The following is a 14,980-nucleotide window of genomic DNA, read 5'->3' on the forward strand; positions in this document are numbered from 1 at the left end:
AGGTCCATGCCGAAACTATGACGTCATGATGACGTCATGTCAACCACCATCTATGACGTCACTTCGCATCATCCTGCCGTCGTAGATGACTCTTGATTCACCCACCAGATCAGCGGCCTCGGGCGTCGCCTGTGCGATGCTGACCGTTCTCTCTCAGTCGGTCGCAGCGGTGTCGAGGGCAGAGCCGACATGGTCGGCGAGCGTGACGGCGACCAGGCGGGCTTGGAGGGACGGCCTGCTCCCGGGAGCAGGGGTGAGCATGAAGCGCCCGTAGAAGTGGCCGTGGCTGATGGCGAGCAATTCGACCTCCTCCTTGGGGAGCCCAAGACGTTCGACATCCCAGCGCCTGCGTCCCCAGAGCACGGTCCCGTCCTGCTGAATGCGCGGAGGATGGCCGGTCAGGGTGCCGTATTCGAACCGACAGGCGCGCAGGTCTAGCAGGGCCGTTAGGTGCTCGCACACACGATCTACCAAGGAGTCGGGGCCCTTGGAGGACTGCGCCAGCTCCGCGGTGTCGCGGATCCTGGCCAGGTAGTCGGCGTCCGTGATGGCGATCACCCGCAACCTCCTGGCCCACCCGGGCGGCCAACTGGGAGACCACCAAACCCACGGCGAGCAAAAGGCCGAAAGTCTGCACATCGGAAGACTTTTCGATCATGAAGTGCCCGTACGGGCGCGTGAAGAAGACGTCGAACCAGCCCCGGAAACGGCTGCCAGGACCCCGGCGAGGCGGTTGCCCAACGCGGCCACCGCGACGACGACCACAACGATGATCAGCGCGACGCTCGTGTTCGGCAACGTATCTCGGAAGGGCAGGAGCACCGCCGCGACGGCGGGCGGAGCCGCCAGCGCGGCCACGAGCGCGACGACGTCCCTGGCCAGGTGACCGTGCATCAAGCCGCGCCTCCCCCCGACGACGCCAACACTGCCGTACTACCCAGCGATGGCGTCCCAAGTCAGGGGCTCGGAGCGACAGCCCATGTCAGCTCGGTGATCAGGTGACAAGCGGGCTGACGCGGCCGGGGCCGGCGGTCGATGTCCCGCCGGGCGCGACCGCGGCGGGTCGCCCCGTGGAGAGCATGGCGGGGTGGTGTCGTCGGTGGCCGGCCTTGAGGCCGAGGTTCCGTCTGAAGAACGGCGGGGAGGATGCCTCCCCGCCGTTCGGTGCTGCCGGCGATGCGTCAAGCGCTGCCGGTCAGCGGTGCTCGGGACGCTCGCCGCGGTCGGGCCGCGCCGCCCTGAGGGAGACGGCGGCCGAGGCGGCGACGATCATGGTGATGGCGACCCATCCGGCAGGGCCGGGTCGCTCGGTGCTGCTCAGCAGCCCCGCACAGACGCCGATCTGTGCGATCAGTGCGGCGACCGGTGATTCCAGGGAGTACAGGACCCCCAGGTCTCGGGCGGAGGCCAGCCCGACGGCGATGTTCTGCAGCACCGTCGGGACCGTCCATGCCAGCACTCCGGCCAAGCTCAGAACGACCAGTCGCCCGGACGTTCCGTCGTTACCGCCGGGAGTCCCCCCGAGGGCCAGGACTCCGGTCACGGTGATGAGCACCGCTGCTGCGAGCAGGCCGGCGGTGGCGGTGCCCCGGTGGGCCAGCCCGCGGACCTCCAGCCGTCCGATCGCCACCACGTAGTTCCAGGAGGCGACGGCGACGGCGAGCGCCGCGCACAGGCCCGCCGGGTCGGCCTCACCGCGCCACGGGCGGTTCAGCAGCACCACGCCGGCCAGCGCGATCCCGCGCCAGACCAGGTGCCAGCGGCCCCAAGCGGTTGATCGGGCGCGCCATACGCCGCGCAGCCCGATGGCGAGGGGGCCGAGCACCATCACCGCCGCCGCGATACCCAGCGACAACCGCTGGACCGCGAGGAGGTACATGGTGCCGATCACGCCGATGCTGATCGCCACGCGGGCGACCAGCCACCACGCGGCGCGGTCGAACCGCCGCGCTCGAAGCCCCCCGCCGCGCCAGTGCACCGACACGGCGAGGACGCCGGCACCCGCCGACACCATCGCCGTCCCCGCCACCAGCGGCGAGTCGTCAAGGGCGCCGGCCGCGTAACCGATCTGCTGGCTGGACAACGCCGCCAGCAGGGATCCGGCGGCACCGAGCCGACGGAGTTCGGGTCGTGACATGACTGTCACTCCTGTCTTGTTTGTCGTTCCGCCCGCCCCATAGGGGCACTGCGGTACCGGCTCCTTGAACCGGCAAAGGATGATCGTTCGGGGAACGGCCGTTCAGCACGTCAACAACTCGTTAAAGCCTTTGAGAAGCCGTTAAAAGAACGTCAAGAAGTGCGGGGGCGCGACATTCATTACGAGGAGAGCTCACACGACCGCGAGACCGGTCACCGCCGAGTCCATCGACTGGATGGACGGAGAAAATGGTAAGAGCACGGCGCGGGACGGCGGCGGGGGTCTCGACGCCGTAGTGGCCGGCACGCAGGTTGATGCGCAACGCCCGCAGGATATGGGAGTCGTCGTCGACGACGAGGACTCGGGTCATGAGCGGTCCGTTCGGGCCGTGCGGGGAAGCGAAATGATCATCGTGAGGCCGCCGCCGGGGGTGTCCTCGGGGACGAGCTCGCCGCCCATCGCCTCGGTGAGCGCGAGGGCGAGGGCGAGGCCGAGGCCGGGGCCGGTGTGGTCGTCGCGGTCCGACAGCCGCTGGAACGGCAGGAAGACCCGGTCGTGGTCGGCGGCGGGGACGCCGGGGCCGCGGTCGGCGACGCGGAGCTCGACGCGGCCCCGGATGGCGCCGGCGGTGACGAGGACATGCTGCCCGGGCGGGTTGTAACGCAGTGCATTCCTGATCAGGTTGGCGAGGACGCGCTGCAGCAGCAACGGGTCGGCTTCGACCTCGGGGAGGTCGGCGGAGATCTGGACGGTGACGTCATGGCCTTCGGGTCCGAGATCGTCGAGCACGCGGGGAACGACCTCGTCCAGGGCAAGGGGACGGGCGGCCATTTCGAGGGCGCCGGCCTGCAGGCGGCTCATGTCGAGGAGGTCGGCGACGAGGCGGTCGAGCCGGTCGAGGGACCGAGCGGCGGTGTCGGTGAGTTCGGCGCGCTCCTCGTGTGTCCGGTGGATCTCGGTGTTGCCGAGGTTCTCGACGGCGGCCTTTGCGGACGCGAGGGGGGTGCGCAGGTCGTGGCTGACGGCATTGAGCAGTGCGGTGCGCATCCGGTTCACGGCCTCCAGCGGCCGGGCTCGTTCGGCCTCGGCCTCCAGCCGCTGCTGTTCCAGCGCGGCGGCGGCCTGAGTGGCGAACGCCTCCAGGATGCGGCGGTCGCCGGCGTTCGGAGGGCTGCCGCGCAGTGCGAGGGCGAGATCGTCGTTGACGGGAATCTCGGTGTCCGCCTCCTCGGGGACGGAGCAGGGCCGACCACCGACCGCGGCGATGACCTTCCAGCCGGCGGTGGCGCCGTGGCCGCCGGGCGCGGGCAGAGCGCCGGGTACGCGTTCCAGGAAGGTGACCGAGTCGAGGCCGAAGGTCTCCCGCAGCCGTTGGAGCAGCGCGTCGAGCGCGCGTTCGCCGCGCAGGACGTTCCCGGCGAGGGTGAAGAGGACCTCGGCGTCGGCGCCGAGGCGGGTGGCCTCGCGGGATCTTCGGGCGGCGAAGTCCACGACGCCGCTGACGGCGGCGGCCACCAGCAGGAACACCCCGAGGGCCACCAGGTTTTCATGCTGGGCGATGGTGAGGGTGTGCACGGGCGGGGTGAAGTAGTAGTTCAGCAGGACGGACCCGATGACCGCGGCGATCAGGGCCGGCCACATTCCGCCGGCGAGCGCGACCCCGACGATGCCGGCGAGGAAGAACATGATGTCGACGGGCAGGGAGAACGTGCTGCGCAGTTCGGTGAGAACGTAGCTGAGCAGCGGCAGGCCGAGCAGCGCGAGGACGAACCCGGCGAGTCGGCGGCGCAGCGGCAGGCCGGCCTCCGTGGCCCGGCGTCGACGCAGGCCGCGGTGGGCGCGCTCGTGGGTGACCATGTGGACGTCGATCGATCCGGACAGTGCGGTGGTGGCGACACCGACACCGGGGAACAGGGCCTGCGCGAACCGGTTGCGGCGGGAGACGCCGAGGACGAGTTGCGTGGCGTTGACGGCGCGCGCGAACTCCAGCAGCGCCTTGGGCACGTCGTCGCCGACGACCTGGTGGTAGGTGCCGCCGACGCTCTCGACGAGGTCGCGCTGGCGGGCGAGCCGGTCGGGGCGGGTGCCGGTCAGGCCGTCGCCGCGGATGACGTGCACGGCGAACAGATCGGCGCCCTTGGTGCGGGCGGCGATGCGGGACGCGCGACGGATCAGGGTCTCGCTCTCGGCGCCGCCGGTGAGCGCGACGACGACGCGCTCGCGGGCCTCCCACGTCCCGGCGATGCCGTGGTCGGCGCGGTACCGGTCGAGCTGCTCGTCGACCTTGTCGGCCAGCCACAGCAGAGCCAGCTCGCGCAGGGCGGTGAGATTGCCGACGCGGAAGTAGTTGGACAGCGCCGCGTCGATCTTCTCGGGCGGGTAGACGTTGCCGTGCGCCATCCGGCGGCGCAGCGCCTCGGCGGACATGTCGACCAGCTCCACCTGGTCCGCACGGCGCACGACCTCGTCGGGGAGGGTCTCGCGCTGCACGGTCCCGGTGATCTGCTCGACGACGTCGTTCACCGACTCCAGGTGCTGGACGTTGACGGTGGTGATGACGTCGATGCCGGCCTCCAGGATCTCCTCGACGTCCTGCCAGCGCTTGGCGTTGCGGCTGCCGGGGACGTTGGTGTGCGCGAGTTCGTCGATCAGGGCGACCCGGGGCGCGCGGGCGATGACGGCCTCGGCGTCGAGTTCGGTGAACTCGGCGCCGCGGTAGGCGAGGGTGCGGCGCGGGACGATCTCCAGGGCGTCGAGGAGCTCAGCTGTGTGGACGCGGCCGTGGGTCTCGACGAAGCCGACGACGAGGTCGGTGCCGCGGGCGGCGCGCCGCCGGCCTTCGGCGAGCATGGCGTAGGTCTTGCCCACGCCGGGGGCGGCCCCCAGATAGATGCGGAGCCGTCCCCTGTCCATGGCCGGTCTCGCCCCCCTAGCCCCGGTACGGGGCGGTCCTGTCGAGGTCGATGTTCAGCTGCAGGACGTTCACCGCGGGCTCCCCCATGAACCCCAGCGCCCGTCCGGCGGTGTGCCTGTCGATCAGTGCGCCGACCCGGCCGGCGCTCAGGCCACGCGCCCGCGCGACGCGTCCGGCCTGCAGACTCGCGTACGCGGGTGAGATGTGCGGGTCGAGGCCGCTGCCGCTCGCGGTGACGGCGTCGGACGGGACGGCGGGCCGCGCCGGCGCGCCGCCGCGAACAGGGGCGATCCGCCCCGCATCGACGTCCTCGCCGAAAGCGCGGCACTCGACCTTGACTCCACGGTACGTCGCCAGGAACGGCGTCGCGGGGCACGCCTCGTTGACGCTGACGACCCGTGCCGGATGGACGACGGCACCGCTCGCGTCGCGCGGACCGATCACCGACAGCACGGCGCCCACACCGCCGCCGGTGCAGTACGGACGCGACCCGTCCACGCCTTCCCGGGCGCCGATCGCCATGCTGCGCACGCAGACCTGAGTGAGGAGGCTCTGCCGGGCGTTCGGGTCCGCTTTGCCCTCCTTGACCAGCGCCGGGTCAGGCAGGGTGTCGACGACGTCCTCGGGTCCAAGGTTGCTCGCCCCGGACGCGGTGGGGTCGTAGCCGCCGCCCGCGGCGGACGGACGGCTCTGGAAGTACTGCTTCAGGGGATCGCCGTGCCCGTCGGTGAACTTCTGACCGATCAGTGCGCTGCCGGCGTCCCTGCCACCCGCGCTGACGCGGGAGCCGTCGGCCCTGTGCCGGAGACCGGGCGCCTGGGCGACGGCGGTGACGGCCAGCGGGTACAGGACACCGCAGATGACGGTGAAGACCAGCAGCGCGCGGAGGGCCGCCAGATGCCGGCGGGCCCAGGCGGGAAGCGTGTTCATGAGATCCCCGGAATGAACTGGACGATGAGGTCGATCACCTTGATCCCGGCGAAGGGGGCGATGACGCCGCCCAGCCCGTACACCGACAGGTTGCGGCGCAGCAGCCGGGACGCCGAGCTCGGCCGGTAGAGGACGCCCCGGAGCGCGAGCGGGATCAGCGTGACGATGACGAGCGCGTTGAACACGACGGCCGACAGGATCGCCGACTCCGGGCTGGACAGCCGCATGACGTTCAGCGCCTCCAGGCCCGGGAACAGCGTCACGAACAGCGCCGGGATGATCGCGAAGTACTTGGCGATGTCGTTGGCGATGGAGAACGTGGTCAGCGCGCCCCGGGTGATGAGGAGCTGCTTGCCGATCTCGACGATCTCGATGAGCTTGGTGGGGTCGGAGTCCAGGTCGACCATGTTCCCGGCCTCCTTGGCGGCGGAGGTGCCGGTGTTCATGGCGACGCCGACGTCGGCCTGGGCGAGGGCGGGGGCGTCGTTGGTGCCGTCGCCGGTCATGGCGACGAGCCGGCCGCCTTGCTGCTCGGCCTTGATGAAGGCGAGCTTGTCCTCGGGCCGGGCCTCGGCGAGGAAGTCGTCCACGCCCGCCTCGTCGGCGATCGCCCGGGCGGTCAGCGGGTTGTCGCCGGTCACCATGATCGTCTTGATGCCCATGGCGCGCATCCGGTCGAACCGGGCGCGCATCCCCTGCTTGACGACGTCCTTGAGGTGAATGACGCCGAGCACCCCGGCGTGCGGTCTCCCGTCCGGGCCGGGGCCGGCCTCGCCGACGACCAGCGGGGTGCCGCCCGCCGCCGCGATGCCGTCAACGGCCTCCCCGAGCGCGGGCGGCACCTGCCCGCCCTGCTCACGGACCCACGCGGCCACCGCCCCGGCGGCGCCCTTGCGGAGCCGGCGGTCGTCGACGTCGACGCCGGACATGCGTGTCTGCGCGGCGAACGGGATCCAGTCGGCGTGCGCGAGCTCGCCCGGAGACCGCTCCCGCAGCCCGTACGCCTCCTTCGCATAGACGACGATGGAGCGGCCCTCGGGCGTCGCGTCCGCGAGGCTCGACAATTGGGCGGCGTCCGCGAGGGCCTCCTCGGTGACGCCGCCGACCGGGATGAACTCCGCCGCCTGCCGGTTGCCGAGGGTGATGGTGCCGGTCTTGTCCAGCAGGAGCGTGTTGACGTCGCCGGCGGCCTCGACGGCCCGTCCGGACATCGCCAGGACGTTCCGCTGCACCAGTCGGTCCATGCCGGCGATGCCGATGGCGCTGAGCAGCGCGCCGATCGTCGTGGGGATCAGGCAGACCAGCAGCGAGACGAGCACGACGCCGGTGACGCCGTTCCCGTCCAGCGCCGCACTGTCCGGGACGCCCGGGTTGGCGGCCTTGGCGTAGATCGCGAACGGCTGCATGGTGGCGGTGGCGACCAGAAAGATGATCGTCAGCGCGGCCAGCAGGATGTTCAGCGCGATCTCGTTGGGCGTCTTCTGCCGGGCCGCGCCCTCCACCAGCCCGATCATCCTGTCGATGAACGACTCGCCGGGCCGCTGGGTGATCTCGACGACGATCCGGTCGGACAGCACCTTCGTTCCGCCGGTCACCGCGCTGCGGTCGCCGCCCGACTCCCGGATGACCGGGGCCGACTCCCCGGTGATCGCGGACTCGTCGACGCTGGCGATGCCCTCCACGACGTCGCCGTCTCCCGGGATGATCTGCCCGGCCTCGACCACGACCACGTCACCGCGCCGCAGGTCGGCGGCCGGCACCTCCTCCTCTTCAAGGGCGGCCGCGCCGGGCGTCCAGCCGCCCAGCCGACGCGCGAGGGTGTCCTTCTTGGCCTTGCGCAGCGTGTCGGCCTGGGCCTTGCCGCGTCCCTCGGCGACCGCCTCCGCCAGGTTCGCGAAGAGCACCGTCAGCCAGAGCCACACCGCGATCAGGACCGAGAACGACGACGGGCCGATGACCGCCAGGATCGTCGTCCACACCGCGCCGACCTCGACGATCAGCATGACGGGGTTGCGCCACATGGCGCGCGGGTCGAGCTTGCGGAGCGCGGCGGGCAGCGAGACGAGCAGTTGCCGGGGGTCGAGGAGGCCGCCGCCCACCAGGTCCACCGCCGGCCGGCCGCGTGCCAGGCGCCCGGGCACCGGGCGTCGTCCGGACGGCCCCGTCCGGAAGGTTCGGGGGGACATCAGTGGATCCCTTCGGCGAGCGGCCCAAGGGCCAGCGCGGGGAGGAACGTCAAGGCGACGAGGACGACGGCCACGCCCACGACCAGGCCGACGAACAGCGGGCGGTGCGTCGGAAGCGTCCCCGCGGACGCGGGGACCGGGGCTTGGTGCGCCAGCGAACCGGCCAACGCGAGCACGAGGACGATCGGGAGGAACCGGCCGAGGAGCATCGCCAGGCCGAGCGCGACGTCGTAGAACCAGGTCGCAGCCGACAGCCCTGCGAACGCCGACCCGTTGTTGTTGGCCGCCGAGGTGAACGCGTACAGCACCTCGGAGAAACCGTGCGGCCCGCCGTTCAGCATCGACGCGCGCGGCCCGGGGAACGCCATCGCGACACCCGCGCCGGCCAGCACCAGCGCGGGGGTGACCAGGAAGTACAGCGACGCGAACTTGATCTCCCGCGCGCTGATCCGCTTGCCGAGGTACTCGGGCGTCCGGCCGACCATCAGCCCCGCGACGAACACCGCGATCACGGCGAGGATCAGCATGCCGTACAGGCCGGAGCCGGCGCCGCCCGGCGCGACCTCGCCGAGCATCATGTTCACCAGCAGCATCCCACCGCCGAGGCTCGTGTAGGAGTCGTGCGCGGAGTCGACGGCGCCGGTCGAGGTGAGCGTCGTCGCGGCGGCGAACATCGCCGAGCCGGCGATCCCGAAGCGGGTCTCGGTGCCCTCGGCCGCCGCGCCCGCCGCCTGCGGGACGGTGCCGTGGTGGACGACCTGCGCCGCCGTCGTCGCGCAGACGGCGACCGTCGCCAGGACGGCCATCACCGCGGCGATCGCGTACCCCTGCCGCTTCTGCCCGACGAGCCGGCCGAACGTGCGGGGCAGCGCGGACGCGATCAGCAGGAGCAGGAAGATCTCGAGCCAGTTCGTCCAGGTCGCGGGGTTCTCGAACGGATGGGCGGAGTTGGCGTTGTAGAAGCCGCCGCCGTTCGTCCCGAGTTCCTTGATCGCCTCCTGGGAGGCCACCGGCCCGCCGGGGATCGCCTGTCCCTGGCCGGCGACCGTGGTGACGGTGTGCGGATCCACGAAGTTCTGCACGACACCGCCCGCCACCAGCGCGATCGCCCCGGCGACGGCGACAGGCAGCAGGATGCGGAGCGCCCCGCGGGTGAGGTCCACCCAGAAGTTGCCGAGCTCGCCGGTCCGCGTCCGGGCGAACCCGCGGACCAGCGCGACCGCCACGGACATGCCGACCGCCGCCGACACGAAGTTCTGCACCGCGAGACCGGCCATCTGCGTCAGGTAGCCCATCGTGGACTCGCCCGAATAGGCCTGCCAGTTGGTGTTGGTGACAAAGCTGACAGCGGTGTTCCAGGCGATCTGATCCTGCACCCCGCCGAAACCCAGGCTGTACGGCAGCAGCCCCTGCAGTCGCTGCAGCCCGTACAGCACGAGCACCGAAACCAGGGAGAACGCCAAGACACTGCGCGCGTAGACCCCCCACGTCTGCTCGCTCCCCGGGTCCACGCCCATGACCTTGTAGAGGGCCCGTTCCACCCGCGAATGCCGGGGCGAGGAGTACACCCGGTACATGTAGTCGCCAAGGGGCACGTGCACCGCGGCGAGGGCCAGGAGAAGGGACGCGATAAATACGATCCCCGCGGTCGTGGAACCCATTCAGAACCTCTCCGGGAAGAGCAACGCGACCACAAGGAAGACGACCAGTCCGATGGCGAGCACCAGCCCCGCCGCGTTCTCGACGCTCACAGGCGCCCCACCGCCCCCACCACCAGCGCGAGCACCGCGAACACCGCGATGGTCAACGCCACGAGCACCACGTCTGCCATGACTCCGAGTCCCTAGATCGGCTCTGGACACGCGTCCGAGCGTTGCCGGTTCCATCCCGCTGCGGACGGTCCGCCGCTGGGCCCGGCCCGCCCCCCGCGTCCCGGCTTCGCAGTCCGCGTTCCCCCAGCCGGTCAACGCGGAACTCCAGAGCGGGCAACAGGGCCGTTTCAATCCGGCCGGGTCAGCTGATCATCACCGTCAACGCAGCCGTACAGAGCGATGGTCTTGGAGTAGCCCCCGCCCTGGTCACAGCGGCCGAGGTGGTGCAGCCCGCGGACCGTCCGCACTCGATACGGGAAAGTGACCGCCGGCCGTTGATGTCGGCTCGGCATTGGCTCTGCGGTCCCGAAACAGATCGACACCCGGCGGCACTTGCCCTGGTCACAGGTGGTGGGACTCGAACCCAAAACCTACGGATTAAAAGAAACACAAGTTCGCCCAGCTGATCCACCGCCTGGTTCGCCCCACTCCGTCCCGATGTCGGCTCGAGGTCGACTCGCGGGCATGGATCGGGCATGGATTGGGCCTGGTCACCCTCGATCCGCAGCGATGGTCTCCGGCACATGCCCACAATCGTGTGCGGGGTGTCGACGTTCCGCGCTCCGAGGCCCACTCTGCCGAGCGGCAGTACTACCAGTCGCGGGACGCGATATCGGATTGTGGCACTTCTTTCCGTGCGCGGACCTGCGCTGTTGCGGGAAGCCGGCCTTGGCCTGTGGGGGTCTGCCTGGGTGCCCACTCTGCTCAGGCTGCGTGATGGCGGCTTAGCACGCTGGCAGAGTCGCACAGCTCTTATGGACAGAGCCCTACGCCGGAGGCTGTCCCTGCCGAAAACCTCGTCCGCGCAGGTCAAGTGGCATGTTCGTACTCATTGAGAATCCCTCCCAGCCGTTGCCTTCTTCGGATGTTCAAGTGGGCGATCTGGTTCGGTTCGGTGATCGCTGAAGGCAGCGGCTTCAGCGGGCGTGCGTTGGCGATGCCCTGATGAGGCCGATGCTCGTTGTAGAAGGTCTCGAACTCACGGAGGGCATGGAGCAGGTGACGCTGGTTCCAGATCAGAGTCCGGTCGAGCAGTTCACGGCGGCAGGTCTGCACCCACCGCTCCATCACCGCGTTCATCCTCGGCATCCGCACCCCGGTCAGCACCACCCGGATACCGGCATCGGCCAGGACCACGTCGAACAGCTCAGGAAACTTGCCGTCCCGGTCGCGGATCAAGAACCGTGCCCGGCAGCCGGCATCCTCCAGATCCATGACCAGATTCCGCGCCGCTTGGCTCACCCACGCTGCGGTCGGGTGGCCGGTGGCGCCCAGAACCCGGATGCGGCGGGTGTGGTGCTCGATGACCGCCAGCACGTACATCCGCGCGCCCGTGAGAGTCACGGTCTCCAGGAAGTCACACGCCAGCAGCGCCTCGGCCTGCGAGCGCAGGAACCCGGCCCAGGATGTGGCGGAACGCTCAGGCGCCGGATCGACGCCGGCGTCCTTGAGGATCTCCCAGACAGTAGAAGGCGCCACCTTGACACCGAGCACCTGCAACTCGCCGTGCACCCGCCGATAGCCCCAGCCCGGGTTCTCCCGCACCAGGCGCAGAACCAGCAGCCGGATGGAGCGGACGGTCGGTGGACGGCCCGCCCGCTTGGGTCTGGAGCGAGCGGCGTGCCGACCGGCAATCAGGTCGCCGTGCCAGCGCAGCACCGTGTCCGGCCGCACCAGCAGCCGCGTCCGGCGCAGTGCACCGCGAGGCAGCCGGTTCAGCAGCGCCGCCAGCAGTGCCCGGTCCGGAGCGGTGAACCGCACCCGCGTCCCGGCCAGTTGGCGCTCCAACACGGCGACCTGATGCCGCAACACCAGAATCTCGGTGTCCTTCTCCTGATCGGTCATCGGGAGCACGCGGAGGGCCGCGAAGGTGTTCGCCACGGTCAAGTAGGCCAAGCGCAACAGCACAGCCACCCATCATCCCGCGGCAACCGCCTCGCCGCGGCCTGTCCTTGCGACTGATCAAGCCCCGTGTCGGAGCCCACCTCCTGCACGTCCCACCTGCACGGACGTAGTTTTCGGCAGGCACAACCTCGGCACACTGCTGTCCGACATCCGGCACTACTTCTCGACCATCGGGATCGAGGAGTCCGGCACCGGCCAGCCGTACTCCACGGAGGAATCCTTCCGCATCCTCATGGCCTACGACCGACTGATCACCAATCTGGCCCGCACACTGAGAATGCGCAAGTCACTGATTCAGGTGCCGCTCCTGTGGGAGATACGACACTACTCGGACCTCGACATCGTGTCCGACGAACTCGTGCGCCAGCACTACCAGAACGGGATCGGAGGAAAGACGGACGGAAGCACCGGACTGGGGCAGATATTCGCGGCAACCGCCATCAATTCCCGGAACTACTGCGTCGATCAGGGACTCCTGAACGTGCCGAAGCTGGACCCTGCCAAGGAGGCCGATCTCTGGCAGATCTGGCAGAAACTCAACACCGATCCGGACTTCAACATCGGCGTCGTCCCGCATGTGCACATCTGGGGCGCCAACGACGTCGGCGCGCCGCGCCCGAGCCTGGACTACAGTGACGCCAACACGCTCCGAGTACTGGTCCGCTACCAGGGATCGGGCCCGGACGCCGAGGCGGAGGGGCAGAAGCGGCTGGGGCTGTACCAGGTCTTCGAAGGCTTCAACAAGCCGCTGCGCGAACAATGACCCGAGAGAGGAAGACCGGGAATGTCCCAAGTCCGTCGACTGTCCCGCCATGTCACCCGGGCGGCAGCGGGCCCGGCCGTGAACCTCGTTCTCGGGTATGTCGGAATATATCCAATCGGAATCACCTGGTACGTACTGAAGAACACGCTCTTCGCGAGCATGGGATTCGTCCACCGCGATCCCACCTTCGACGAGGGAATCGTCCTCCCGTTCGCGTATGCAGGTTTCTTCCTGCTCACGTTCGCGGTCATCTCAAGTATCGCCAACTACTTCCTCGTTCGGACATGGCCGTTCGCGAGGAAATGGTACTGGCCGATCTCCGCGGCACTACTCGCCTTCCCCGGTCTCTTGGTCATTGCCAGCCCTGGTCTCTGGGACTCGATCGGGTGGCGCTAAACGTCGAAAGGACATCTCTGCGATGAAGAGCAACGACGACACGCCCACCCGGCGCGCAGTACTCCAGGGAGCGGCCGGCGCCGCCGTGGTCGCCGGAATCACCACCTCGGGCATCGCGACACTGGCGGCCCCCGCCGCGGCGGCGCCCGGCCCGAAGCAGGAGGCCGTCCTCAAGAAGGCCATCAAGAAGGCCAGAGCCCGGGTCGAGACGGGCCGGCGCAGCGTCAACGGATGGACGATGGAGAAGACCACTGACGCCGGAGGGGCCGTCTGGACCAAGACGGTGCCCGGCAGCGACATCTCCGTCGCTCTGCGCATCGGCGACGTCGCGACCGTGCTCACCCATGTGATCCGCCGCTACCACTACGAGATCGACACCCTGAAGAACGGCGAGGTCATCGGCTTCCGGGCTCCACGGCTGCGGCTCCCGCACCGCTGGGAGAGCAATCACGCGTCCGGCACAGCGGTCGACATCCGGCCGGGCTGGTATCCGGCGGGCGCGAAGGGCGGCTTCTTCCCGCAACAACTGGTCACCATCCGCGACATCCTCGCCGACTGCGAGGGCGTCGTGACCTGGGGCGGCGACTTCGCCACCCCGGACGAAGCGCACTTCCAGGTCGACGTCCGGCCCGACGACGCGCGGCTGAAGAAGGTGGCAGACAAACTCCGCGGCTGGAACACCAGCCCCGGCGAAGGCGCCGGGGTGCTCATCGACACCCTGGCCCCCCAACGCCGGGCTCGTGCCAACGCCCTGGAGAAGCGCCAGCGGCACCGCTGAGCATCGCTCCGGCCTACCCTCGCCTCCCGACTCCACGACCGGAAGGTTCAGGACCATCTCTGTGGCGCATCCGCAGGCCGGGGGCGTGGCAGGGAGGCGTGGCAGGGCAACTCCGACCGGGGCCCCCGGTACAGCAACCTAGTAGCCTCCAGGCCACCACGCGCGAACAGGTCATGGCGCTTCTCCACCAACTCGGCGAACTCCGCGACGCCGGCGTCGTCTCCCCTGAGGAGTTCGAGGCCAAGAAGAAGGACCTGCTGGACCGGCTCTGACCCGCGCCTGCTCAGAGCCGTCTGCGAGGACGCACTACGGTCGACACACCCCCATGTCGGCTCGTTGTCTGCTCGGCGGTTCCGAACCGGACCGGCACGGAGCGGAATGTGGCGGCACGGAGATGGCTCTAGATGTGGACAGAGCGGTGTGCTCCGATGCTAAGAGCACTGATCTGATACGAGAGCTCCGGACTTTTAATCCGTAGGTTGTGGGTTCGAGTCCCACGCGACCCACTCAGCCCGACCAGGGCAAACGCAGAAGATGCCCCGTTTTGCCCGGCGCGCCGGTTCCGTCCCGGTTCGTTCCCATGTTTGCTCGACGGCTCGATCCGGGCTCCGTGCGTGCTCCATCCGGACTGCCGGGCCCCGCCCCGCACGCACATGTCGTCGCTGGTCACAGCCCAGACGGAGTGGATCCAGCGCAGGGCAGATGACCACCACCGGTGACGACGGGGGTTCCCCCGAGCGTGACGGTCTCCAGGAAGTCACACGCCAGCAGCACCTCGGCCTGAGGGCGCAGAAAACCGCCCCAGGTGATCGAGGCGCGTTCGGGCACAGGATCGACCCCGGCGTCATTGAGGATCTCCCAGTTGGGGTTCTCCCGCACCAGGAACGCGCCGAAGCCAGCGAGCGTCGCCCGGTCAATCCGTCCGGCCGCGAGACCAGCAGGAGGTGCAGCCCGATACCGAGCGCGGCCGCGAGCCCGTAGATGGGCGCGGCCTGCTCCCTGACACTCGACCCGGAAGAACGTGCAGTAGTACTTCGCCGAAGTGGGCGGGTGGCCGATCACGTACGCCATGGGCTCATGGCAGTCCACCTGCTGACATG

General features: G+C 69.6%; 14 protein-coding genes. 4 read left to right on the forward strand and 10 right to left on the reverse strand.

Features of this window, described 5'->3' with window-relative positions; translation table 11 throughout:
• Positions 1–153: 153 nt before the first annotated feature.
• From AB0H37_RS37725 to AB0H37_RS37765, 9 genes are all read right to left on the reverse strand, one after another.
• The gene (locus AB0H37_RS37725; RefSeq protein WP_360617471.1) at positions 154–558 is read right to left on the reverse strand and encodes a hypothetical protein; all 405 of its coding nucleotides are present in this window, start codon (positions 556–558) and stop codon (positions 154–156) included.
• 96 nt (positions 559–654) lie between these two features.
• The gene (locus AB0H37_RS37730) at positions 655–894 is read right to left on the reverse strand and encodes a hypothetical protein (protein ID WP_329091985.1); all 240 of its coding nucleotides are present in this window, start codon (positions 892–894) and stop codon (positions 655–657) included.
• A gap of 301 nt (positions 895–1,195) precedes the next feature.
• Positions 1,196–2,137, reverse strand: coding sequence for a hypothetical protein (locus tag AB0H37_RS37735; protein WP_360617401.1), 942 nt, complete (start codon positions 2,135–2,137; stop codon positions 1,196–1,198).
• Positions 2,138–2,503: 366 nt separating this feature from the next.
• Positions 2,504–5,050: a DUF4118 domain-containing protein gene (locus tag AB0H37_RS37740; protein ID WP_360617402.1), complete on the reverse strand. Its 2,547-nt coding sequence runs from the start codon at positions 5,048–5,050 to the stop codon at positions 2,504–2,506.
• 16 nt (positions 5,051–5,066) lie between these two features.
• Complete coding sequence (locus AB0H37_RS37745; RefSeq protein ID WP_360617403.1) at positions 5,067–5,981, reverse strand: potassium-transporting ATPase subunit C; 915 nt, start codon at positions 5,979–5,981, stop codon at positions 5,067–5,069.
• Complete coding sequence (gene kdpB, locus AB0H37_RS37750) at positions 5,978–8,002, reverse strand: potassium-transporting ATPase subunit KdpB (protein WP_329098287.1); 2,025 nt, start codon at positions 8,000–8,002, stop codon at positions 5,978–5,980. Before kdpB ends, AB0H37_RS37745 begins: the two co-directional genes overlap by 4 nt.
• A 164-nt stretch (positions 8,003–8,166) precedes the next feature.
• The gene (kdpA, locus tag AB0H37_RS37755) at positions 8,167–9,828 is read right to left on the reverse strand and encodes a potassium-transporting ATPase subunit KdpA (protein ID WP_360617404.1); all 1,662 of its coding nucleotides are present in this window, start codon (positions 9,826–9,828) and stop codon (positions 8,167–8,169) included.
• Entirely contained in the window at positions 9,829–9,918 is a 90-nt protein-coding gene (gene kdpF, locus AB0H37_RS37760; protein ID WP_360617406.1) for a K(+)-transporting ATPase subunit F, read from the reverse strand.
• A gap of 930 nt (positions 9,919–10,848) precedes the next feature.
• Positions 10,849–11,952, reverse strand: a complete 1,104-nt coding sequence (locus tag AB0H37_RS37765) for an integrase core domain-containing protein (RefSeq protein WP_360617408.1) — start codon at positions 11,950–11,952, stop codon at positions 10,849–10,851.
• Between the two features lie 223 nt (positions 11,953–12,175).
• Here AB0H37_RS37765 and AB0H37_RS37770 point away from each other — a divergent pair, with 223 nt between their 5' ends.
• From AB0H37_RS37770 to AB0H37_RS37785, 4 genes are all read left to right on the forward strand, one after another.
• Positions 12,176–12,706, forward strand: a complete 531-nt coding sequence (locus AB0H37_RS37770; protein WP_360617409.1) for a hypothetical protein — start codon at positions 12,176–12,178, stop codon at positions 12,704–12,706.
• Between the two features lie 78 nt (positions 12,707–12,784).
• The gene (locus AB0H37_RS37775) at positions 12,785–13,102 is read left to right on the forward strand and encodes a hypothetical protein (protein WP_329095848.1); all 318 of its coding nucleotides are present in this window, start codon (positions 12,785–12,787) and stop codon (positions 13,100–13,102) included.
• Positions 13,103–13,124: 22 nt separating this feature from the next.
• On the forward strand, positions 13,125–13,880 hold the full coding sequence (locus AB0H37_RS37780; protein ID WP_360617410.1) for a M15 family metallopeptidase: 756 nt from the start codon (positions 13,125–13,127) through the stop codon (positions 13,878–13,880).
• A 173-nt stretch (positions 13,881–14,053) separates the two neighbouring features.
• A complete protein-coding gene (locus tag AB0H37_RS37785; RefSeq protein ID WP_360617411.1) occupies positions 14,054–14,152 on the forward strand; it encodes an SHOCT domain-containing protein in 99 nt (32 codons plus the stop codon).
• A 394-nt stretch (positions 14,153–14,546) separates the two neighbouring features.
• Here the strand turns inward: AB0H37_RS37785 and AB0H37_RS37790 are convergent, their stop codons facing one another.
• Positions 14,547–14,951: a hypothetical protein gene (locus AB0H37_RS37790; RefSeq protein WP_360617413.1), complete on the reverse strand. Its 405-nt coding sequence runs from the start codon at positions 14,949–14,951 to the stop codon at positions 14,547–14,549.
• Positions 14,952–14,980: the final 29 nt, after the last annotated feature.

Source organism: Actinomadura sp. NPDC023710 (assembly GCF_040639875.1).
GTDB classification, from domain to species: Bacteria; Actinomycetota; Actinomycetes; order Streptosporangiales; family Streptosporangiaceae; genus Spirillospora; species Spirillospora citrea.